The organism is Actinomadura keratinilytica, from assembly GCF_039539665.1.
Classification (GTDB): domain Bacteria; phylum Actinomycetota; class Actinomycetes; order Streptosporangiales; family Streptosporangiaceae; genus Spirillospora; species Spirillospora keratinilytica.
Genome location: NZ_BAABDO010000019.1, coordinates 25,009 through 44,557 on the forward strand (window position 1 = coordinate 25,009; position 19,549 = coordinate 44,557).

The window sequence follows — 19,549 nt, forward strand, 5'->3', positions numbered from 1 at the left end:
GTTGCCTGGCCGGTGGGTGAAAGGTTCGCGGGTTGGGGGTGAAGGTGGGGATGAGCGGTGGACCGTCGGCGCACCGCTCATCCCCAGGTTGTGCACGGCGGTTATCCACAGGCTGTGGATGCCTGGGGAATGTCCACAGGTGATCGTTTACCTGGGACGATTGTGCAAAACCCGGCCCGCGGGATGCGCAAACCCCTGTCCGCTGGGGATTTCCGTGTGGAGAGGGTGTGGTCAGGCGCGCGTTCGCGCCGGTCAGCGCGTGTGCACAAAGTTATCCACAGGCTGTTGACAACCACGGGGTCAGGCGGTGGAGAACGGCCGGGTCGCGGCGGCCGCGAACATCGGCACGGCCAGGAGGAAGCGGTCGGCGCGGACGCGGTCGCGCTGCTCGGCCAGCCAGCCGTCGGCCTCCGCGCGCGTCACCGCACCGGACGCGCACGCCGCCTCGGCCGCGGCCGTCAGCACCCCGAACATCGGCTCGGCCCCCTGGCCTGCGAAGACGCCCGTGTGCACCTCGACCACCACGTCCTCGAACCCGGCGTCCAGCAGGAGCGAGCGGTGCGCGCGGGCCACGCGCGGGGAGGGGATCCGCTCGGCGCGGGCGTGCACGATGCGCCTGGTGAGCTCGGGGGCGGACGAGTCGATCACGAACGCGTCCCAGTCCTGGCCGACCAGGACGATGCGTCCGCCGGGCGCCAGCACCCGCCGCGCCTCGGCCAGGGCGCGCGCCGGGTCGGCCAGCTCGTGGAGCACCTTGTCCGCGCGGTACCCGGCGAGCGCGCCGTCCTCGAACGGCAGGTCGCAGGCGCCGCCGATGCGGAAGTCGGCGCCGGGCCGGCGGCGGGCCAACTCGATCATCTGCTCGCTGACGTCGACGTCGACCGCCCGCACGCCTCGCTCGGCCAGTTCGGCCACGGCAAGGCCCGCGCCGCAGCCCACGTCGGCCACCAGGCCGGCGGGGTCGCCGAGCAGTTCGTAGGAACGGGTGCGCAACCGGACCGCGGCCGGGTCGGCGTCGTACGCGTCGAGCCGTGCGATGAGAGCGTCGATGGACATGCCAGGGATGCTGCGACTTGAAGTGCACATGAAGTCAACCCCGGGCATCCGGCGGTGTGGCGCTCCGCGGCCGGGCCGCATCCGGACACGTAAAATCTCCGCGGGCGCCGGACCGCCCGCGAGCCTTGCGGGGACGCCGATCCGGGCCTTCCGGAGCCGCCCCCACGCCCCCGCCAACCTGCGAACATACGTTCGAACGATGCTAGGCTCGCGGAACCATGGGGCAGCTTCTCAACGAGCCGATCCGCGCCGAGCACGACGCCTCAGGACGGCTCACCGCGTACGAATGGCGGGGGGCACGCTACGCCGTGTCCGCGGTCCTGAAGACCTACGCGGCGCCCCCGCACGGCACGGTCTACCGGGTGCGGATCAACAGCGCCGAGGGCGTGGCGGTGGCGGAGCTGGGCCGCGACGCCGACAGCTGGCGACTCCGGCACGTCTTCCCCGCCTGACACTGCACGCAGTCCGGTCCCGGGCCGCCCGGGACCGGACGCGACATCGCCCGCCTGGCCGCCCGGCGCCTGGCGGACGAGCCGACCGCCCCTCCCGTGCTCGCCGCGACGGCCATCTCGTGTGACCGCTTCCCACGCGTTCCACGACGGCCGCCGTATGCGTGGCCGCCGCTGCCCAGTTCGCGCGTCCGACGAGCCGCCGCACCCGGGCACCGTTCGCGCGGGCTTCGCCACGTACCGGACGCGTTGCACAACAACGTTCAAGACGGAATCGTCCGTCTCGTCCAAGCTGACCTCTGTCATGCCGGAACGTCCGGCGGCCGGGACAAGCGGAGGGAACAGTGAGTCGCCGCGGCTGGGTGCTGTTCGCGCTGCTGAGCGTGCTGTGGGGCATCCCCTACCTGCTGATCAAGGTGGCCGTGGCCGGGGTGTCGGTGCCCGTACTGGTGTTCGCGCGCACCGCGCTCGGCGCTCTGGTGATGCTGCCGCTCGCCGCCCGGGCGGGCGGCTTCGACCGGGTGCGCCGCCACTGGCGGCCGGTCGCCGCGTTCGCCGCGCTGGAGATCATCGGCCCGTGGGCGCTGCTGTCGGACGCCGAACGCCACCTGTCCAGCTCCATGACCGGCCTGCTGATCGCCGCCGTGCCCATCGTCGGGGCCGTCCTGGACCGCGCGACCGGCGACACCGAACGCCTCGGCCCGCTGCGCTGGACCGGACTGCTGCTCGGGCTCGGCGGCGTCGCCGTCCTCGCCTGGCCGCAACTGGACGGCGGCGCCGCCGTCCGGCCGGTGGCCGAGGTGCTGCTGGTCGTCATCGGCTACGCCACCGCGCCGATGATCGTGGCGCGGCGGCTGGGGGACGTGGCGAGCCTGCCGCTCAACGCGTCCTGCCTCACCCTGGCCGCGCTGGTCTACGCGCCCGCGGCGGTGGCGACCCGGCCCGCCGCACTGCCCGACGGCCGCGTCCTGGCGGCCCTCGCCGGGCTCGGCGCGGTCTGCACGGCCCTGGCCTTCCTGGTGTTCTTCGAGCTGATCCGGGAGGTCGGCGCGTCCCGCGCCATGGTGGTCACCTACGTCAACCCGGCCGTGGCGGTCATCGCGGGCGTGCTCGTCCTCGGCGAGCCGCTGACCCTGACGATCGCCGCCGCGTTCGCCCTGATCCTGTGCGGCTCGCTCATGGCCACCGCCCGCCGCGCCCACGACGCGCCGCCCGCGAAGACCGCCGGACCGTCCGCCCGGCCCGCCGCCGAAGAGCCCGCCCCGCGCGCCTAGGCCAGCTCGGCGAGCTCGGCGACCTCCTCGTCGGTCAGCGAGATCGTCGCCGCCGCCACGTTGTCCTCCAGGTGGGCCACCTTGGACGTGCCCGGGATCGGCAGCATCACCGGGGACCGGTGCAGCAGCCACGCCAGCGCCAGCTGCGCCGGGCTGGCGTCGTGCCGGGCCGCCGCTTCGGCCAGCACCCCGCCCGGCTTGGCCAGCGCACCGGTCGCCAGCGGGAACCACGGGATGAACCCGATCTTCTCGCTCTCGCAGTACTCCAGGACGTCCTGGGACTTGCGCTCGGTCAGGTTGTAGAGGTTCTGGACCGACGCCACCTCGACGTGCTCGCGCGCGGCCCGGATCTCCGCCACCGTCACCTCCGACAGCCCGATGTGCCGGATCTTGCCCTCGTCCCGCAGCTCGCGCAGCACGCCCAGCTGCTCCTCCAGCGGCACCTTCGAGTCGATGCGGTGCAGCTGGTACAGGTCGATGCGCTCCAGCCGCAGCCGGCGCAGGCTCATCTCCACGCACTGCCGCAGGTACTCGGGACGCCCCACCGGCAGCCAGCGGTTCGGCCCCGGCCGGGTCAGCCCGCCCTTGGTCGCGATCACCAGGCCCTCCGGGTACGGGTGCAGCGCCTCGGCGATCAGCTCCTCGCTGACGAACGGGCCGTAGGAGTCGGCGGTGTCGATCAGGTCGACGCCCAGCTCGACGGCGCGGCGCAGCACCCGGACGGCCTCGTCGCGGTCGGCGGGCTCCCCCCACACGCCCGGCCCGGTGATCTGCATGGCGCCGTAGCCCAGCCGGTGCACGGTCAGGTCGCCGCCGATCGTGAACGTGCCGCTGGCGGTCGCGGGACGTGCGGTGTCACTCATGCATCCCCCTCTGTCCGTTCGGTGGTGGTGTCTTCATTTGACCACCGGCGAGATCATTTCGCGGCTTCGCGGCGGCATCACCAGCCCGTCCGCCACAGCAGCAGGATCAACCCGGCCACCACCAGCCCCGCCGCGCCCAGCGGCGTCTGACCGAGCCCGATCATCGCCGTGCAGCCCAGCGTCGTCATGATCGCCACCAGGAGCATGCCGCGCCGGCCGCCGCGGTCCTCGGCCGCGTCCGCCCGGTCATGTCGCAGTTCCTGCTCCCAGAGACCGAAATCATCCTCAGCGTGCATTTCGCCCCCTCTCCCCCGGGGGCGTGCGGTCCGTCCTGGATGGACCGGACACCCCGTCCAATACCGGTGTTGGGGTGCGGACCGACCGGCATCGGTTGCTAGGCTGCGGAGAGCCTGGGGGAGACTCTTTTCGCATCCGTACCTTCCCCGGGGTCTGGCTTCATAGTCGAGGTAAGGGGTCCCACCGTGAAGAAGCTGCTTGTTCTCGCTGTCGTCGCTCTCGGTGGCTTCGTCGTGTGGCGTCGGCTGCAGCAGGACCGTGCCGAGCTGGACCTGTGGACCGAGGCGACGTCCACCGACAACTGATCCGCCGGCGCCGCTGTCGCGGCGGACGAGAGACCGACTTCGAGGAGGGCCCGGCGTGACCGAAGCGGGGCGGATCACCGTCGCCTGCCTCGATCTCGCCGGGACCACGGTCGCCGACGGCGACGCCGTGGAAACCGCCTTCGCCGAGGCGATCGCCGCACTCGGCATCGCGCCCGGCACGGCGGCGCACGAACGCGCCATGGCACAGGTGCGCGACTGGCGCGGACGACCCAAGATCGAGATCTTCCGGGCGCTGTTCCCGGAGGACGAGGCCCGCGCCCAAGCCGCGCACCTGTCCTTCGAACGCGCCTACGACCTGGTCGTCGACCGGCGAGGCGTGGTCCCCGTACCCGGCGCCGAGACCGCCATCGAACGGCTGGTCGGCGCCGGGATCCGCGTATGCCTGATCACCGGGTTCAGCCAGCGCACCCTCGGCCGGATCCTGGACGCCCTGGGCTGGTGGGACCGCGTCGACCTGGCGCTGTGCCCCGACGAGGACCGCCGCGGCCGCCCCTGGCCCGACCTGGTCCTGTCCGCCGCGCTCCGCCTGCACGTCGACGACGTCCGGCACATCGCCGTCTGCGGCGACACCGTGAACGACATCCTGACCGGCCGCCGCGCGGGCGCCTCGATCGCCGCCGGCGTCCTCACCGGCGCCCACGACCGCGACCGCCTCCTGCGCGCCGGCGCCACCCATGTGCTGCCCAGCATCGCCGACTTCCCCGACCTGGTCCTCGCCGCGTCCGACGGCGCCCACGGCGATGACACGCTGAGCGCCGCACCCGGGTAAGCTGTCGCCTGCCGCGCTCGCGGCACCCGCCAAGGGGGCATAGCTCAGTTGGCAGAGCACTGGCTTTGCAAGCCAGGTGTCCGGGGTTCGAATCCCCGTGCCTCCACCCACCCAAAAGCCCAGGTCAACCGGCCTGGGCTGTGATCGTTCAGGCCCCCTTCCTGCGCTTGCGTGCCCGTTGCGTGCCCGACCGCTTCGAACTGGTCATCACCCAACCCACCAGCTCACCTGATGGCCGCTGGCCGAAAGCGCGTCTCGCCATGGCGCCGCTCGTGTCATCGCGCCTGCCGCGCGGCCAGGAGCGGGATTGACGCGATCTTCTCCGGGCTCAGGTGCTCCCAGATCACCCCTCGGGGCCTGCGCGGCGGACCGCAGGTGATCACCTCGTCGGGCGTGACGATCAGATCCACGCAAAACTCTCCTCGTCGAGCACCTGCAGCGCGTGATCACTCGCCGAGGCGTACGGCTTTGAGGCGCTCCCACCGGTACAGGTGTCCCGAGGCCCCGCGGCGCCGGGAGATGGCGGTGCACCACGCCCGGGGCCGCGGCACCGGGCGGCGGCGCGGCCAGCCAATGTGTCACCCATGCCGCGCCGCCACCCCCTGAACCGCTGCGCCCCGGCACGCTCCGGGGCGCAGCGCCACGGGCGGGGCGGGTCTTCATGACGCGGTGCCCGTTCCGCCCCACCGCGGTCCCGAGGTCAAGCGCGCCCTTGGGGCCTGCGGATCCCATCCGTGGAGCGCGCTGGAAAGGCAGCAGGAGATGACCGTCACCGAAGCACACCCCGCCGGGGTGGCCGAACCACGGGACTCGCGCACGCTGGTCCCCGCGCCGGTGTTCGACGCCCTCGTCGAGGATCTGCGCCGCCACCACCACGTCACCAAGGAGTACGCCGAGCGCACGGTGGGCCAGGCGCTGGTGTTCCTCAAGGCGCAGGCCGGGATCGTGCGGGCGCGCCGGGAGGGCCGGCCGTGGACGCGGATCGTCCCGACGGTGCCCGTCGACACGGCGTGGCACTGCTTCATCCTCCGCACCCGCGACTACGCTGCGTTCTGCGACGAGCACGCGGGCGAGTACATCCACCACGTGCCGTTCCAGGGGCGGTCGCATGCGGTGCAGCTGGTGCCGGGCGAGCAGAGCAGCAGTCTCATCGCGGTGCAGTGCCGAGGCGGCGCTGGTTTGCGGTGGATGATTGAGCTCCGAGAAGGTCGTGATTGCCGGGTGTGTGTAGGCGACCTTGGGGTCCTCGCCGTTGAACTCGAAGACCCGCCCGGTGGGGGCGGTGAACGGCAGCACCAGCAGGGGCACCGAGGGTGGGCGGCGGGCACGCCTCGTGGCGGACGGCGGACTTCCGGAAGGTGCGGGTCAGGGTGAAGGAACTCACGACGGAGGCGTTCCTGCTCGTCCCGGGGCACGACGTGCACTCCCTCGACCTGGCTGCGGATAGGCCGTCGTCCCCGGCCTCCGAGCGACGGCCGGGGACGACGGACACGCCCATGGTCCAGAACAACTTCTCTGACCGCGTCGACGCCTCCGGTGCGACGTTCGGGATCGGCTCGTTCCGCTGGTGGCCAGTCGGATTCACCGCCTGCCGCCCCGTCTCGCGGGCGGCTGTGGTGAGAGGGATCCGAGAGGATCGGGCATAAACGCGTGCCCTCCCGGCGTTAGACTGACCGGACCGAACTTCTCTTCGACGCCCCCGCGTCCCGGCTCGTCTGCGCAGCCCACCGTTCCGAAAACCAAAGGTGGCCTCCCGAGACGTAGCCCCCTCTCGGAAGGTAATGCGTGACCGTACCGCCCGCTGATAACGACATCGCCCTGCCCTCCTTCGCCGAACTCGGGCTGCCCGAAAAGCTCGTGGCGGCGCTGGCCCGGCAGGGCATCCACCGACCCTTCCCCATCCAGGCCGCCGCGATCCCCGACGTACTCGCCGGCCGCGACGTGCTCGGCCGCGGCAAGACCGGCTCCGGCAAGACCCTGGCGTTCGGCCTGCCGCTGCTGGCCCGCCTGGCCGGGCAGAAGGCCCGGCCCAAGCGTCCCCTCGCCCTGATCCTGGTGCCCACGCGCGAGCTGGCCCAGCAGGTCCAGACGAACCTGGAGCCGCTCGGCCGGCCCGTCGGCCTGAGGTTCAAGACCGTCATCGGGCAGACCTCGATGTTCAAGCAGATCGACGCGCTGCGCCGCGGCGTCGAGGTGCTGGTGGCCACCCCCGGGCGGCTCAAGGACCTCATGCGCCAGGACGCCTGCGACCTCGGCGACACGCGCATCGTGGTGCTGGACGAGGCCGACCACATGGCCGACATGGGCTTCCTGCCCGACGTCACCGACATCCTCGACCAGGCCCGGCCCGGCGGGCAGCGGCTGCTGTTCTCCGCCACCCTGGACGACGACGTCGACGTGCTCGTCAAGCGCTACCTCGACGACCCAGTGACGCACGCCATCGGCCCGGTGGACGAGCCCGTCGCCACCATGGACCACCACCTGCTGCTGGTGGCGCCCAAGGAGAAGGCCGTCATCACCGCCGAGATCGCCAGCCGGGAGGGCCGGACGATCCTGTTCGCCCGCACCAAGCACGGCGTGGACCGGCTCACCAAGCAGCTCACCAGCGTCGGGGTGCGCGCCGCGGGCCTGCACGGCGGCAAGAGCCAGGGCCTGCGCACCCGCACCCTGGCCGAGTTCCGCGAAGGCTCGATCAACGTGCTGGTCGCCACCGACGTCGCCGCCCGCGGCATCCACGTCGACGACGTCAGCCTGGTCATGCACGTCGATCCGCCCGCCGACCACAAGGACTACATGCACCGCGCGGGCCGGACGGCGCGCGCGGGCGAGCGCGGCACCGTGGTGACGCTCGTGCTGCCGCACCAGGTGCGCGCGACCACCGCGATGACCCGCCGGGCGGGCATCGACGCCCGCCGCATCCGGGTGTCGTCGGGCGACGAGGAGCTGGTCCGCCTGACGGGGGCGCGGCAGCCGTCCGGCATCCCGATCGAGGAGCCGCTGATCCCCGAGCGTCCGCAGCGGAGCGGGGGACGCCGTCCCGGCGGTCCGCGCGGCCGCTTCCACCGCGGAGCGCCGGGCGACCGCGACCGCCGCGGCCGCCGTTCGGGGGGACGCCCCGAGCGCGGCGACCGTCGCGGCGCCTCGCACGGAGGCCGCGGCCCCGCCGCCCACAGCACCCGCCGTACCGGAGACCCCCAGCCCTCCTGAGAAACGACCCGAAAGACAGCAACGGGCGCGGCCTGCCTTGGCGCGGGCCGCGCCCGTGCGCATGCCCGCCATGCCGCAGCCGCTCAAAGGGCCGGTAGGCCTTCTCGTGACGGGGCCCGACCGTCCGTTGCGGAGTGGGAGGCACTGTCCCGGTGGCTCGCGCGGCCGGTTTTGCCACGGTGCGCCGGGGCGCGGCGTCTCGCATGGGGACTGAGGCCACGCCGCCCACAGCGCCCGCTGCGCACCGAGAACGCGCAGCCTGCCCGCGGTCGATCAGGGGGGACGGCTGAGGGTCAGCCGGCTTCTTCGTGCAGGTCGGTGACGGGGGCCAAATCGTCCACCTTCTCCACAGCGGCCAGGGTGCGCTTGCGCAGGGGCGGCTGCCAGCCAAGCTCGGAGTCGTAGCGGCGCAGCAGTTTGGCGGGGACGCCGCCGATCACCGAGTGGTCGGGGAACTCGCCGCGCACCACGGCGCCGCCCGCCACCGCGACGTTCCGGCCCAGGCGGGTGCCGGGCAGGATGATGGCGCCGGTGCCGATCCAGCATCCGTCGCCGATCACGACCGGGTTGTTCTCCGGCCACTGCCGTCCGATCGGGGTGTCCAGGTCGTCGTAGCTGTGGTTCTGGTCGGTGATGTAGACGTTCGGGCCGGTGAACACGTCGTCGCCGATCTCGATGGACTGGTGGCCGACGATGTGCGTGCCGCGGCCCAGCGAGCAGCCCTTGCCGATCCGCACGATCAGGTCCGGGCCGAGGTCCAGACCGGGGACGAACCCCGCGGAGATCGTGCAGTGCGTGCCGACCAGCGTGTGGTCGCCGATGGAGATCCACGGTTCGCCGTAGATGGCGCCGATCGGGAATCCGATGCAGACGCCTTCGCCCAGGTAGGCGAAGCGGCGGCGGCCGGGGGTGTGCGGGGTGATCTCGCCCTGCCGCTGGATCCACTCCCAGCCGCGGTGCACGGCCGCGTGTGCGGCGCGGCGGGCCTGGACGGCGACGAACTGCCGGAGCGAACGGGCCTTCGGCGACATGGCGTTCACGGTACCGGTTGGTAGCAATCGCCGGAATTGCCCCCTTACTGGTCCGGACTTTCCCGGCTCACGGTGAGGGCCCGGCCGCCCGGCCGGGCCCTCACCGACGACTCCCCCTAGGAACGGCGCATCCGGCCGTCGGACGGCTGGTGCTGCGAGTGGGACCCGCCGAGCTCGTCCATCGCGTCGCGCATGGCGTTGCGCCGCGTCAGCAGGGCGCCCGCCACGCCCACGGCGGCCATGCCGGCCACCGTCACCAGGGCGGCGTTGCGTCCGCGCCGTTGCCGGCGGGGCGGCTCCACCCGGTGGGCCATCTCGGTCAGAAACGCGCTCACCCGCGGGGCCAGGCCCGTCTCCACGTACCCGGCGGCCTGGGCCAGCCGGGGCGCGCTCCACTCGCGCGCGGCGAGCACCCGCTCGCTGGCGATGTCACGCGTCTGGCGCGCCGCCGGGACGATCCGCTCGGTGGCGCCGGAGGCACCCTGCCGGCACAACAGCGCGCCCTGCCGGCACGCCTCCTGCATACGCTCCAACCGCGGGAACGCCACTTCTCGCGGCCTACGGCGAATGCTCATCTTTAGGGACACGCTAACCTCCCTGTTTGCGAGGTCCTGTCGGCACCCTTCCCAGGAGGCGGTGGGTAAACCCCGTTTGCGCATCCGAAACATCACCCAGGGTGACCAGGCCGCGTGTGTGACCGCAGTCGGCGTGTGCGAACGCGTCGAACGCACCGATCCGAGACACTTCCCGACTCGACGACGAGGAGGCCCCCGCCATGGCGGAGGAGATCTTCGCGACGCTGCAGACGTCGCTCGGCCCGATCGTGCTCCAGCTGTACCCCGACAAGGCGCCCAAGACCGTGGAGAACTTCGTCGGGCTGGCCGAGGGCACCAAGACGTGGCGGCACCCGCAGACCGGGCAGACCCAGACCAACACCCCGCTGTACAACGGCACGATCTTCCACCGGGTCATCGACAACTTCATGATCCAGGGTGGTGACCCGCTGGGCCGCGGGACCGGCGGGCCCGGCTACGAGTTCGAGGACGAGTTCCACCCGTCGCTGAAGTTCGACCGGCCGTACCTGCTGGCGATGGCCAACGCCGGGCCGAACACCAACGGCTCGCAGTTCTTCATCACCACCAACGTCGCCAACACCCGCCACCTGACCGGCCGGCACACCATCTTCGGCAAGGTCATCCAGGGCACGGACGTGGTGGACCGCATCTCCAAGGTCCCCACCGGCCCGATGGACAAGCCGATCGAGGATGTCGTCATCCAGTCGGTGACGATCGAGCGCCGCCAGTCGTAGAACATGTGAGAGCCCACGCACAGGCCCGCGGAGCCGCCGAATGAGCACAGACCCCAACCTCGCGTCCGGTCCCGGGACGCCGATACCGACCTGCTACCGGCACCCGGGGCGGGAGACGTACGTCCGCTGCACCCGGTGCGATCGCCCCATGTGCCCCGATTGCATGCGGGACGCGGCCGTGGGGCACCAGTGCGTCGAGTGCGTCGCGGAGGGCAACCGGAACGTCCGCCAGCCCCGTACCGCGCTGGGCGCCCGCGCGGCCGGGCCCGCGACGCCCGTGGTGACGTACACGCTCATCGGCATCTGCGCGCTGGTCTACCTGGCCGAACTGTCGTCCGTGCGGGTCGTGTGGGACTACATGATGGTCGGCCAGGGCATCGGACGCACGGGACAGGTGATCGGGGTGGCCGAGGGCGAGTGGTACCGCCTGGTCACCTCGATGTTCCTGCACCAGCGGCCCGGCGGCGGCTCGTTCAGCATCACCCACATCCTGTTCAACATGTGGGCGCTGTGGGCGATCGGCCCGGCGCTGGAGCAGGTGCTGGGCCGCTGGCGGTTCCTGGCGCTGTACCTGCTGTCGGGTCTGGGCGGGTCGGTGCTGCTCTACCTGCAGGCGCCGACCGAGGGCGCGGTGGGCGCGTCCGGCGCCATCTTCGGCCTGTTCGCCGCGTACTTCGTGATCGGACGGCGGCTCGGCGGCCAGGTCGGGCCGATCGTGTTCCTGCTGGTGATCAACCTGGTGATCACCTTCGCGGTGCCGGGGATCTCCTGGCAGGGCCACGTCGGCGGCCTGGTCACCGGCGGGGTGCTGGCGGCGGCCTACGCCTACGCGCCCGCACGCGCCCGCCAGGCGGTGCACATCGCGGCCCCGGTGGCCGTCCTGGTGGTGCTCGCCGTCCTGGTGGCGGTGAAGACCGCGGAGCTGAGCTCCAGCGGCGTGCTGCTGTGACCCCGGCCGTGCGCGCACCGCGGCCGCCTGCGGCGACCGGAAGTGGCCGCGTCCGGCCATGACGGAACGCACGAAGGTTGTGGAAAACCTGGGGACAACTCCGTGCCGCGGGCCCGTACGCCTGTGGACAACGTGACCGGACGCGGCCGCGCGCCGACCGGCGGACCGTCAGCGCCAGCGCGTGGACAGGATCACGCCCAGGATGATCGAGGCGAATCCGATGCCCAGGTTCCAGTTGCCCAGGTCGGTCATCAGCGGCAGCTCGGTGCCCGTGCTCGCCGTCACGTAGAACGTCGCGATCCAGGCCAGCCCCAGCAGCCACAGGGCGATCATGGTGGGGGCCAGCCAGCGCGGGCTGACCTCGGGCGCCTTGGACTTCTGCGGCGGCGTGTAGACGGCCTTCTTGCGGACTTTGGACTTGGCCACGGTCGGATCGATCTCCTCGGGCGGTCGGCGGCCGGAGCGCCGGTCCGCACATGGGTCTTTGTCGGTTAGCGTAGTCGCTGGTGAGCAGCGTACGGCGTAGAGCGTGGCGAAGCATCCTTCCGCTCCTGATGGTCCTGTCCGGAACCCTGTTCGCGGCCGGGGCGAGCACGTCCCGCGGCACCGACCTGCGCGGCACCGGCCGCACCCGGCTGACCGAATTGATCATCGCGGAGCAGCAGCGCGGCGACCGGGCGCGCGCCGAGTACCGGCGGCTGCGCGACGAGGTCGACCGGGCGTCCCGGCAGGCCGGGCGGCACGACTCGCGGGTCAAGGAGGCCCAGGCGCAGGCCGACCGGCTGGCTGCCGTGTCCGGCTTCACCCCGCTGCGCGGCCGGGGCGTGCGGGTGACGCTGGACGACGCGCCGCAGCCGGAGTCCGGCGAGCTGCCGCGCGGGACGAGCCCCGACGATCTGGTCGTCCACCAGGTCGACGTGCAGGCCGTGGTGAACGCGCTGTGGGCGGGCGGCGCCGCCGGCATGCAGATCATGGACCAGCGGGTGATCTCCACCAGCGCCGTGCGGTGCGTGGGCAATACCCTGATCCTCCAGGGGGTCGTGTACTCGCCGCCGTTCCACGTGACCGCGGTCGGCGACCCCGCCCGGCTGCGGGCCGCGCTCGACGACTCGCCCGAGATCGCGGTCTACCGCCGGTACGTGCGCGAGTACGGGCTGGGGTACACGGTGCGGACGCTGCGCGATGTGGAACTGCCTGCCTTCACCGGCAACGTGACCATGAAGCACGCCACGGTGCCGCCGTACGCGGCCCCCTAGCCGGACGGCGACCCGACGACCAGCGAAGGGGGGACGACGCGCCGTGCGGACGCTGATCCGCGGCCTGGGCGAGCTGTTCATCACCGGGGGCCTGGTCCTGCTGCTGTTCGTCGTCTACAGCCTGTGGGGGACCGGCCGCTACACCCGCGAGCAGCAGGACCGGCTGGGCGAGGAGCTGGCCAAGGCGTGGCAGGCGCCGCCGGTCACCACCGAGAAGGTCAAGCTCGGCAGCGGCCTGGCCATGATCCGCATCCCCAAGCTCGGCAGCAAGTACCGGTACGTCGTCGTCGAGGGCGTGCAGCCGTCCGACCTGCGCAAGGGGCCCGGCCACTACCCGGGCACGGCCATGCCCGGCGAGGTCGGCAACTTCGTCGTGTCCGGGCACCGCACCACCTACTCGGCGCCGTTCAACCGCATCGGCGAGCTGCGCCGCGGCGACCGCATCCTCATCGACACCCGCCAACGCCAGTTCGTCTACCAGGTCACCGGACGCCAGATCGTCGAACCCGACGAGGTGGAGGTGATCGCGCCGGTGCCGAACCATCCGCGGCGCCGTCCCACCGAACGGCTGATCACCCTGACCACCTGCCATCCCAAGTACTCCGCCGCGCAGCGGCTGATCGTCTTCGGGCGGCTGGTGGAGACCCGGGCGCGCGTCACCGCCCCCACCAGCCCGCAGGCCGGCGACTGACCCTGGAGGACTCCGCGATGTACGCCTGGATCTGGCGGCACCTGCCCGGCGATCGGCTGCGGACCAAGCTGCTCGCCGCCCTCGCGCTCGCCGCCGCGGCCGTGCTGCTGCTGTGGTACGTCGTGTTCCCCTGGCTGGACGCCGAGCTGGCGTTCGACCACGGCGTCGTCGACGGCCCCACCCCCTCCGCCCCCGCCTCCACCGGCCGCTGACCTGCGCCCCCCGCCCGTCACGCCCGAGTCGGCACTCCGGGTGCCGTGGGCGGCGTGCGACCGGTGTCGGTCGGACGAAGGGGCGCCTGCCCGGTGCGTCGGCCACTGGGGCGGTCGGCCTGCCTTGGCAGGGCGCTGAGCTGTGACAATGGGGGTGTGCGCGTTCTCGTCGTGGACAACTACGACAGCTTTGTGTTCAACATCGTCCAGTACCTGCGGCAGCTGGGCGCCGACTGCGTGGTCAAGGACCGCTCGGACGTGGTCCCGGCCGACGCCCGCGACGTGGACGGCGTGCTGATCAGCCCCGGCCCGGGGCACCCCGCCGACGCCGGTGTCTGCCTCGACCTCGTCCGCGACGCCGACCGGCGCGGCCTGCCGCTGCTGGGGGTCTGCCTCGGCCACCAGGTGATCGCCCACGTCTACGGCGCGGTGGTGGGCCGGGCGCCGCGCATCGTCCACGGCCACACCAGCCCGATCCACCACGACGGACGCGGCGTGCTGGCCGGGCTGCCCGACCCGTTCGCCGCCACCCGCTACCACTCGCTGGCCGTCGACCCGGCGACCGTGCCCGGCGACGTGCTGGACATCAGCGCCCGCACGCCCGAAGGGGTGGTGATGGGCCTGCGGCACCGGCACCGCCCGCTGGAGGGCGTGCAGTTCCATCCCGAATCGGTGCTGTCCGAATCCGGCCACGCGCTGCTCCGCAACTGGCTGGCCACCTGCGCTTCTACCGTGTGACGGGGGTGGCGGCGAGCCCTTCGCCGGTGCGGGGCAAAAAATTCTTCGGAAACCCGTAACGCGTCTGTGCCGGGGTCCGAAGACCATCACGAGAGGGCTTCCGCCATTGCCCCCGAGTGGCGGAAGCCCTTTCTTACGTTCTCGTCACCCCCGCCCCCGGGGTGCTTACTTTCTGCTTCCATTCTGTTGCGAGCAGTGAGTGGACGGGCCATGCTTGTCCCGTGGTCACCGGGGGCGTTCACGACCACGATTTCCCTCCGCATGAGCGAGGGTCCCGGATCCCTGGACAGGCATCCGGGGCCCGGCCAGACACGCAAGAGCCCCGCCACTCCAGGGAAGCGGGGCTCTCGCGTTCGGTTCTCGCAGGTCAGCCGGAGTCGGGCCGGTGGCCGTTCGGCGGCGTCTCGTCGCCCGGGGTCGGGCTGGTCGGCGCCGGCTCGTTCACCGTGACGGTCACCGTGTCGCCCGGGGCGACCGTCGCACCGGCCTCGGGGCTCTGCGCGAACACCTGGCCCGGGGCGACCGGCTTGTCCGGCGGGGCGGGCTGCTTCTCCACGTTGCACTTGAGCCCCAGCGCCTTGAGGCGGTTGCAGGCGGCGCGCTGGCTCTGGTTGTACAGGTCCGGCAGCTGGATCTGGCTCGGGCCGGTGGAGACCACGAGGGTCACGCGGGACTTCTCGTCGATCTTGGTGCCGGCCGGCGGGGTCGTCCGGATCACCATGCCGCGCTGCACGTCCGACGACGAGGCGAAGTCGCGGGCGACGCGGAAGCCGCGCGCGGTCAGGATCTGCGCCGCCTCGTCGTACGGGCGGCCCGCCACGTCCGGCACCTCGACCTGCTCCGGCGGCTTCTTGCCGCGCGAGATCACCAGGTTGACGAGCGAACCCTCGTTGACCTGCGTGCCCGGCCGCGGATCGGTGCTGATGACATAGCCGCGGCGGACGCTGTCGTTGTACTCCTCCTTGGTCTGGCCGACCTTCAGCCCGACCCGGGCGAGCGCGGCCGCGGCCTCGTCCTGGGACTGGTTGACGATGCTGCTCGGCACGGCGACCTGCTTGATCTCCTCGCCGCCGCGGCCCGACAGCGCCCAGCCGACCAGCGCGGCGCCGCCGATGAACACCACCGCCAGCGCCACCCACAGCGCGGCCTTCTTGCCCGCGCCGCCCTGCCGCTGCGGCTCCTCGTAGTGCACCGGCGGCAGGTCGTAGCCGTTGCCGACCGGCGGCTGCATCTGGGTGCGCGGCGGCACGCCGCCCATCACCTGGGTGCCCTGCGGCTGCGCGCCCATCAGCATGGTGGACGCGGCGGTGGAGGCGACCGGCTGCCCGTGCAGCGCCCGCTGGATCTCCTGCCGGAACTCGTTGGCGGTCTGGTAGCGGTGGTCGGGGTGCTTGGCCATCGCCTTGAGCACGATGGCGTCGGCCCACTGCGGGATGTCGGCGTCCACCTGCGACGGCGGCACCGGCTCCTCCCGTACGTGCTGGTAGGCGATGGCCACCGGGGAGTCGCCGGTGAACGGCGGCCGGCCGGTCAGCAGCTCGTACAGCACGCAGCCGGTGGAGTAGATGTCGCTGCGGGCGTCCACCCGCTCGCCCCGGGCCTGCTCGGGGGACAGGTACTGGGCCGTCCCGATCACCTGGGCGGTCTGCGTCATCGTGGCGGCCGAGTCGGCCATGGCCCGCGCGATGCCGAAGTCCATGACCTTGACCTCGTGGCTGCGGGTCAGCATCACGTTGGCCGGCTTGATGTCGCGGTGCACGATCCCGCCGCGATGGCTGTAGTCCAGCGCCCGCAGAATGCCGTCGGTGATCTCCAGCGCCTTCTCCGGCAGCAGCGCCCGGTTCTCCCGCAGCAGGTCGCGCAGCGTGCTGCCGTCGACGTACTCCATGACGATGTACGGGATGGAGGTGTCGCCGACGGAGTCCTCGCCGGTGTCGTACACGGCGATGATCGACGGGTGGTTCAGGGACGCGGCCGACTGCGCCTCCCGCCGGAAGCGGGCCTGGAAGGTGGGGTCACGAGCCAGGTCGGAGCGCAGTGTCTTGACCGCCACGACGCGGTCGAGGCGCAGGTCTCTGGCACGGTAGACCTCGGCCATGCCGCCGCGCCCGATGACGCCCTCGAGCTGGTAGCGGCCGCCGAGCAGCCGAGGTTGACTCATATGTGCACTTTCCCTCGTACGTCTACACCTTGTCTCAGAACCTAGCCCCCCGCGGTGGACGTGCGAGGGATCCGGGCTCGGAGTTGACGGAGTCGTGGTCCTCCCCGTCGGTGCGGGTGCTGGCTTCGGGCCGGGGGCCGCCCCGGTCGGATCTGTGGTCGGCTTCTGTAGAAGGGGACGCGCTGCGGTACGGGGTCGTTGCCCTCGGTCCTGGCCGCGGCTCACGATCGTCCCGGACGGGCCGCGCGGAGGCAAGACCCACGGCCCGCAAGCCGCGGGCTCCGGGCCCCGCCGGAGCCGATCCGCGCGGGTCGAGCCCCCCGGGTCGGCCTGGCTCGCTGGTGGATGCGCCTGCCCGGGTGCGATGCGCCGGTGCCGTGCGTTCTTGCCCCGGCATATCCCCGACGCGCAGGTTACCGGGCGTAATGCTGTCGTCAAGTTCCGGCGATTCGGTCGGCGTGCCGGGCGCCCGCTGCGGATCTTCGGGCCGCCCCGGCGATCCGCGGGGAAGATCCGGTGAACCGCGGACGAATTCCGGCGACCCGCGCGGCCGACGCGGCGAATCGTACCGATTGTCGGAAATATCAGGTCGGGTCTCCGGGGCGGCCGCCGACGCGGCACCCGGCGGCGGCAGCGCGTCGCGGAGCGCGGCGGCGCGCTCGGCCACCCGGCCCGCGTCACCGCCGAACCGCTCGGCCGGCTCTTTGGCCAGCAGCGCGAACACCAGCGCCCGCACGTCCGCCGGGACGTCGTCCGGCAGCCGCGGCGGCGCCTCCCGGACGTGCTTGAGCGCGATGTCCACCGTCGTGTCCCCGTCGAACGGCACCCGGCCCGCCAGGCACTCGAAGGCCACCACGCCCAGCGCGTACAGATCGACCGCCGGGGTCGGCTCCTGCCCGGTGGCCTGCTCGGGCGACAGGTAGCGGGCCGAGCCCACCACCCGTCCCGCCGCCGTCACCCCGGCCGGCTCGGGGCCGCGCGCGATGCCGAAATCGGTGATCTTCACGGTGCCGTCCGCGGTCACCAGCAGATTGCCGGGCTTGACGTCGCGGTGCACGATCCCCGCGCGGTGCGCCGCGGCCAGCGCCCGCGCGGTCTGCGCCACCAGATCGAGCGTGCGCCACGCGGTGATCCTGCCCACCCGCGCCAGCACCGCCGACAGCGGCTCCCCCGGCACCAGCTCCATCACCAGATACGCCCGGCCGCGGTGGGTGCCGTGGTCGTACACCCGCGCGATGCCCTCGTGCCGCAGCACCCCCGCGTACCGGGCCTCGGCAGCGAACCGCTCCGGCGCCGCCACGTCCGCCGGAACGTCCTCGCGCAGCAGCTTCACCGCGACGTCGCGGCCCGTCCGCTCGTCGCGGGCCGTCCAGACCTCGCCCATCCCCCCGGTGGCGACCGGCTGCACCAGCCGGTACCGGTCGTTCAGGACGAGATCGCAGCTCACTTCTTCAGCACCTGGGCCATGATGGCGCCGGCCACCGGGCCGGCGACGCCGCCACCGCTGCCCGGACCCTCGGTGATGACCGCGAAGGCGTACCGGGGCTTGTTGACCGGGGCGAACCCGACGAACCACCGCGCGTTGGGGTTGCCGTCGCCCTGCTCGGCGGTACCGGTCTTACCGGCGATGTTCATGCCCTGCAGGTTCTTGGCCGTGCCCTCGGTGACCACCGCGCGCATCATGTCCGCCAGCTGCTCGGCCGTGTCGGACTCCATGGCCTGCGAGTACTCCTTGGGGTCGGCGCTGTAGAGCTCGCTCTGGTCCTTGGCCCGCACGGTCTGCACCAGGTACGGCTTCATGATCTTGCCGCCGTTGGCGACCGCGGCCGCCACCATCGCCATCTGCAGCGGGGTGGCCCGCACGTTCTCCTGGCCGATGCCCGAACGGGCGGTGCCGTCCTTGCCGGTCGGGGTCATCTGCCCGGTCTCCAGGTTGCGCACCGACACCGGGACGTCGCTCTCGGCCGGGTACACGTCCGGCTCGATCTCGAACCGCCGGTTGAAGCCGAACTTGGTGGCGCCCTGGTTGAGCCGCTCGATGCCCATCTTCAGCGCCAGCTCGCCGAACGTGGTGTTGCAGGACTCGGCGTACGCGCCGCGCAGCGAGGCCCGCCCGGCGCAGTTGCCGGTGTCGTGCGAGTTCGGCAGCGGCCGGCCCGACTCCGGCAGGATCAGCTGGCCGGTGTTGACGATCGAGCCGCTGTTCAGCCCCATCTGCTCCATGGCGATCGCCGCGGTGACCGTCTTGAACGACGAACCCGGCGGGAACGTCTGGCTCATCGCGTTGTCGATCAGCGGCTTGATGACGCCCTTGGCCTGGTCCAGCTGGGTCAGCCGCTCGCCGCCCTTGGAGCCCTTCTGCGGCGCCACCTCGTTCGGGTCGAACGACGGGTAGGACGCCAGCACCTGCACCGCGCCGGTCTTGATGTCGATCACCGCGGCCCCGGCCCGCCGCGTGGTGCTGGCCTTCAGCCGCTGGTAGGCGACCTCCTGGGCATTGGTGTTCAGCGTCAGCTCCACGTTGGCGCCCTCGGCCTTCTTGCCGATGAACGCGTCGAACCAGCGCTGGTGGGTGATCCGCTTGTCGGTGCCGCCCAGCAGCGAGTTGTAGGCCAGCTCCACCTTGGAGGCGCCGCCGTTGAAGTAACCGGTGACCGGCGCGTACACCGGGCCGTTCTTGTAGCTGCGGCCGTACTTGGGGTTCTCCTTGCCGGTCGGGTCGGACTGCGCGAGCACCTGCCCGTCCGCGATGATCTGCCCGCGGGGAGAGTTGAACACCTCGGCGAACTTGCGGGTGTTCTTGTCGTCGTTGCGCAGCGCCTCGGCCTGGCTGCCCTGCACATAGTTGACCTGCGCCATCAGGCCGAAGAACAGCAGCAACCCGAAGATCGCGACCCGGCGCAGCGGCTTGTCCATGTTCATCGGGTGACGCTCCGCTCGACGTCGGGGACGGGTCCGGCT

Annotated in this window: 23 protein-coding genes and 1 tRNA gene; 14 read left to right on the forward strand and 10 right to left on the reverse strand. The window is 72.2% G+C overall.

The genetic code is table 11. The features are described 5' to 3' along the window. Positions 1-300: 300 nt before the first annotated feature. Positions 301-1,056, reverse strand: a complete 756-nt coding sequence (locus ABD879_RS09340) for a methyltransferase domain-containing protein (RefSeq protein WP_345019488.1) — start codon at positions 1,054-1,056, stop codon at positions 301-303. Positions 1,057-1,274: 218 nt separating this feature from the next. Here ABD879_RS09340 and ABD879_RS09345 point away from each other — a divergent pair, with 218 nt between their 5' ends. Next, the gene (locus ABD879_RS09345) at positions 1,275-1,508 is read left to right on the forward strand and encodes a hypothetical protein (protein WP_285494532.1); all 234 of its coding nucleotides are present in this window, start codon (positions 1,275-1,277) and stop codon (positions 1,506-1,508) included. A 341-nt stretch (positions 1,509-1,849) separates the two neighbouring features. Further along, entirely contained in the window at positions 1,850-2,779 is a 930-nt protein-coding gene (locus tag ABD879_RS09350; RefSeq protein WP_345019490.1) for a DMT family transporter, read from the forward strand. Here ABD879_RS09350 and ABD879_RS09355 read toward each other — a convergent pair. Beyond that, on the reverse strand, positions 2,776-3,642 hold the full coding sequence (locus ABD879_RS09355; protein ID WP_345019492.1) for an aldo/keto reductase: 867 nt from the start codon (positions 3,640-3,642) through the stop codon (positions 2,776-2,778). The genes ABD879_RS09350 and ABD879_RS09355 overlap by 4 nt on opposite strands. A 77-nt stretch (positions 3,643-3,719) precedes the next feature. Further along, positions 3,720-3,938, reverse strand: a complete 219-nt coding sequence (locus ABD879_RS09360; RefSeq protein ID WP_345019494.1) for a hypothetical protein — start codon at positions 3,936-3,938, stop codon at positions 3,720-3,722. 186 nt (positions 3,939-4,124) lie between these two features. On the opposite strand from ABD879_RS09360, the gene ABD879_RS09365 reads away from it, so the two are divergent. The 3 genes from ABD879_RS09365 to ABD879_RS09375 all read left to right on the forward strand — a co-directional run bounded on the left by ABD879_RS09365 (position 4,125) and on the right by ABD879_RS09375 (position 5,140). Continuing rightward, positions 4,125-4,244 carry a DLW-39 family protein gene (locus ABD879_RS09365; protein ID WP_285494535.1) on the forward strand — a complete coding sequence of 40 codons (120 nt, stop codon included), beginning with the start codon at positions 4,125-4,127 and terminating at the stop codon, positions 4,242-4,244. Positions 4,245-4,299: 55 nt separating this feature from the next. Further along, entirely contained in the window at positions 4,300-5,034 is a 735-nt protein-coding gene (locus ABD879_RS09370) for an HAD family hydrolase (protein WP_345019496.1), read from the forward strand. 33 nt (positions 5,035-5,067) lie between these two features. After that, positions 5,068-5,140, forward strand: a tRNA-Ala gene (locus ABD879_RS09375). 169 nt (positions 5,141-5,309) lie between these two features. Here the strand turns inward: ABD879_RS09375 and ABD879_RS09380 are convergent. Next, positions 5,310-5,444 (reverse strand): hypothetical protein, encoded by a 135-nt coding sequence (locus ABD879_RS09380; protein ID WP_345019498.1) that lies wholly within the window; start codon positions 5,442-5,444, stop codon positions 5,310-5,312. Between the two features lie 352 nt (positions 5,445-5,796). Between ABD879_RS09380 and ABD879_RS09385 the strand changes: the two genes are divergently transcribed. From ABD879_RS09385 to ABD879_RS09395, 3 genes are all read left to right on the forward strand, one after another. Further along, complete coding sequence (locus ABD879_RS09385; protein ID WP_345019500.1) at positions 5,797-6,408, forward strand: glycine-rich domain-containing protein; 612 nt, start codon at positions 5,797-5,799, stop codon at positions 6,406-6,408. Then, positions 6,405-6,680 carry a hypothetical protein gene (locus ABD879_RS09390; protein ID WP_345019502.1) on the forward strand — a complete coding sequence of 92 codons (276 nt, stop codon included), beginning with the start codon at positions 6,405-6,407 and terminating at the stop codon, positions 6,678-6,680. The genes ABD879_RS09385 and ABD879_RS09390 overlap by 4 nt, the downstream gene beginning before the upstream one ends. 139 nt (positions 6,681-6,819) lie before the next feature. Beyond that, complete coding sequence (locus tag ABD879_RS09395; protein ID WP_345019504.1) at positions 6,820-8,241, forward strand: DEAD/DEAH box helicase; 1,422 nt, start codon at positions 6,820-6,822, stop codon at positions 8,239-8,241. A gap of 293 nt (positions 8,242-8,534) precedes the next feature. Here the strand turns inward: ABD879_RS09395 and ABD879_RS09400 are convergent, their stop codons facing one another. Both ABD879_RS09400 and ABD879_RS09405 read right to left on the reverse strand, forming a co-directional pair. Beyond that, on the reverse strand, positions 8,535-9,272 hold the full coding sequence (locus ABD879_RS09400) for an acyltransferase (protein WP_345019506.1): 738 nt from the start codon (positions 9,270-9,272) through the stop codon (positions 8,535-8,537). A 116-nt stretch (positions 9,273-9,388) separates the two neighbouring features. Then, the gene (locus ABD879_RS09405; protein WP_345019508.1) at positions 9,389-9,847 is read right to left on the reverse strand and encodes a hypothetical protein; all 459 of its coding nucleotides are present in this window, start codon (positions 9,845-9,847) and stop codon (positions 9,389-9,391) included. Between the two features lie 200 nt (positions 9,848-10,047). Here ABD879_RS09405 and ABD879_RS09410 point away from each other — a divergent pair, with 200 nt between their 5' ends. Both ABD879_RS09410 and ABD879_RS09415 read left to right on the forward strand, forming a co-directional pair. Continuing rightward, positions 10,048-10,581, forward strand: coding sequence for a peptidylprolyl isomerase (locus ABD879_RS09410; RefSeq protein ID WP_345019511.1), 534 nt, complete (start codon positions 10,048-10,050; stop codon positions 10,579-10,581). A 163-nt stretch (positions 10,582-10,744) separates the two neighbouring features. Continuing rightward, entirely contained in the window at positions 10,745-11,530 is a 786-nt protein-coding gene (locus ABD879_RS09415; RefSeq protein WP_345019513.1) for a rhomboid family intramembrane serine protease, read from the forward strand. 168 nt (positions 11,531-11,698) lie between these two features. On the opposite strand, the gene ABD879_RS09420 is transcribed toward ABD879_RS09415, so the two are convergent. Beyond that, positions 11,699-11,956, reverse strand: a complete 258-nt coding sequence (locus ABD879_RS09420; protein WP_285494553.1) for a cell division protein CrgA — start codon at positions 11,954-11,956, stop codon at positions 11,699-11,701. 128 nt (positions 11,957-12,084) lie between these two features. Here ABD879_RS09420 and ABD879_RS09425 point away from each other — a divergent pair, with 128 nt between their 5' ends. From ABD879_RS09425 to ABD879_RS09440, 4 genes are all read left to right on the forward strand, one after another. Beyond that, on the forward strand, positions 12,085-12,786 hold the full coding sequence (locus ABD879_RS09425; RefSeq protein ID WP_345019515.1) for a DUF881 domain-containing protein: 702 nt from the start codon (positions 12,085-12,087) through the stop codon (positions 12,784-12,786). 43 nt (positions 12,787-12,829) lie between these two features. Further along, positions 12,830-13,477 carry a class E sortase gene (locus ABD879_RS09430; protein WP_345019517.1) on the forward strand — a complete coding sequence of 216 codons (648 nt, stop codon included), beginning with the start codon at positions 12,830-12,832 and terminating at the stop codon, positions 13,475-13,477. 17 nt (positions 13,478-13,494) lie between these two features. Continuing rightward, positions 13,495-13,689: a hypothetical protein gene (locus tag ABD879_RS09435; RefSeq protein WP_345019519.1), complete on the forward strand. Its 195-nt coding sequence runs from the start codon at positions 13,495-13,497 to the stop codon at positions 13,687-13,689. Positions 13,690-13,845: 156 nt separating this feature from the next. Then, positions 13,846-14,427 carry an anthranilate synthase component II gene (locus tag ABD879_RS09440; protein WP_345019521.1) on the forward strand — a complete coding sequence of 194 codons (582 nt, stop codon included), beginning with the start codon at positions 13,846-13,848 and terminating at the stop codon, positions 14,425-14,427. 367 nt (positions 14,428-14,794) lie between these two features. Here ABD879_RS09440 and pknB read toward each other — a convergent pair whose 3' ends face one another. From pknB to ABD879_RS09455, 3 genes are read right to left on the reverse strand one after another with little or no spacing between them, the layout of a single operon-like run. Continuing rightward, complete coding sequence (gene pknB, locus ABD879_RS09445) at positions 14,795-16,588, reverse strand: Stk1 family PASTA domain-containing Ser/Thr kinase (RefSeq protein ID WP_345019523.1); 1,794 nt, start codon at positions 16,586-16,588, stop codon at positions 14,795-14,797. 34 nt (positions 16,589-16,622) lie between these two features. Next, positions 16,623-18,035, reverse strand: a complete 1,413-nt coding sequence (locus ABD879_RS09450; protein WP_345019525.1) for a serine/threonine-protein kinase — start codon at positions 18,033-18,035, stop codon at positions 16,623-16,625. Next, on the reverse strand, positions 18,032-19,510 hold the full coding sequence (locus tag ABD879_RS09455) for a penicillin-binding transpeptidase domain-containing protein (protein ID WP_345019527.1): 1,479 nt from the start codon (positions 19,508-19,510) through the stop codon (positions 18,032-18,034). Before ABD879_RS09455 ends, ABD879_RS09450 begins: the two co-directional genes overlap by 4 nt. Between the last annotated feature and the right edge of the window lie 39 nt (positions 19,511-19,549).

Excerpts from the sequence above, each read along its gene's own strand:
- ABD879_RS09340 (WP_345019488.1), bottom strand. The coding sequence starts at position 1,056 with ATGTCCATCGACGCTCTCATCGCACGGCTCGACGCGTACGACGCCGAC.
- ABD879_RS09345 (WP_285494532.1), top strand. The coding sequence starts at position 1,275 with ATGGGGCAGCTTCTCAACGAGCCGATCCGCGCCGAGCACGACGCCTCA.
- ABD879_RS09355 (WP_345019492.1), bottom strand. The coding sequence starts at position 3,642 with ATGAGTGACACCGCACGTCCCGCGACCGCCAGCGGCACGTTCACGATC.
- ABD879_RS09360 (WP_345019494.1), bottom strand. The coding sequence starts at position 3,938 with ATGCACGCTGAGGATGATTTCGGTCTCTGGGAGCAGGAACTGCGACAT.
- ABD879_RS09385 (WP_345019500.1), top strand. The coding sequence starts at position 5,797 with ATGACCGTCACCGAAGCACACCCCGCCGGGGTGGCCGAACCACGGGAC.
- ABD879_RS09400 (WP_345019506.1), bottom strand. The coding sequence starts at position 9,272 with ATGTCGCCGAAGGCCCGTTCGCTCCGGCAGTTCGTCGCCGTCCAGGCC.
- ABD879_RS09405 (WP_345019508.1), bottom strand. The coding sequence starts at position 9,847 with ATGAGCATTCGCCGTAGGCCGCGAGAAGTGGCGTTCCCGCGGTTGGAG.
- ABD879_RS09410 (WP_345019511.1), top strand. The coding sequence starts at position 10,048 with ATGGCGGAGGAGATCTTCGCGACGCTGCAGACGTCGCTCGGCCCGATC.
- ABD879_RS09415 (WP_345019513.1), top strand. The coding sequence starts at position 10,745 with ATGCGGGACGCGGCCGTGGGGCACCAGTGCGTCGAGTGCGTCGCGGAG.
- ABD879_RS09425 (WP_345019515.1), top strand. The coding sequence starts at position 12,085 with ATGGTCCTGTCCGGAACCCTGTTCGCGGCCGGGGCGAGCACGTCCCGC.
- ABD879_RS09435 (WP_345019519.1), top strand. The coding sequence starts at position 13,495 with ATGTACGCCTGGATCTGGCGGCACCTGCCCGGCGATCGGCTGCGGACC.
- pknB (WP_345019523.1), bottom strand. The coding sequence starts at position 16,588 with ATGAGTCAACCTCGGCTGCTCGGCGGCCGCTACCAGCTCGAGGGCGTC.
- ABD879_RS09455 (WP_345019527.1), bottom strand. The coding sequence starts at position 19,510 with ATGAACATGGACAAGCCGCTGCGCCGGGTCGCGATCTTCGGGTTGCTG.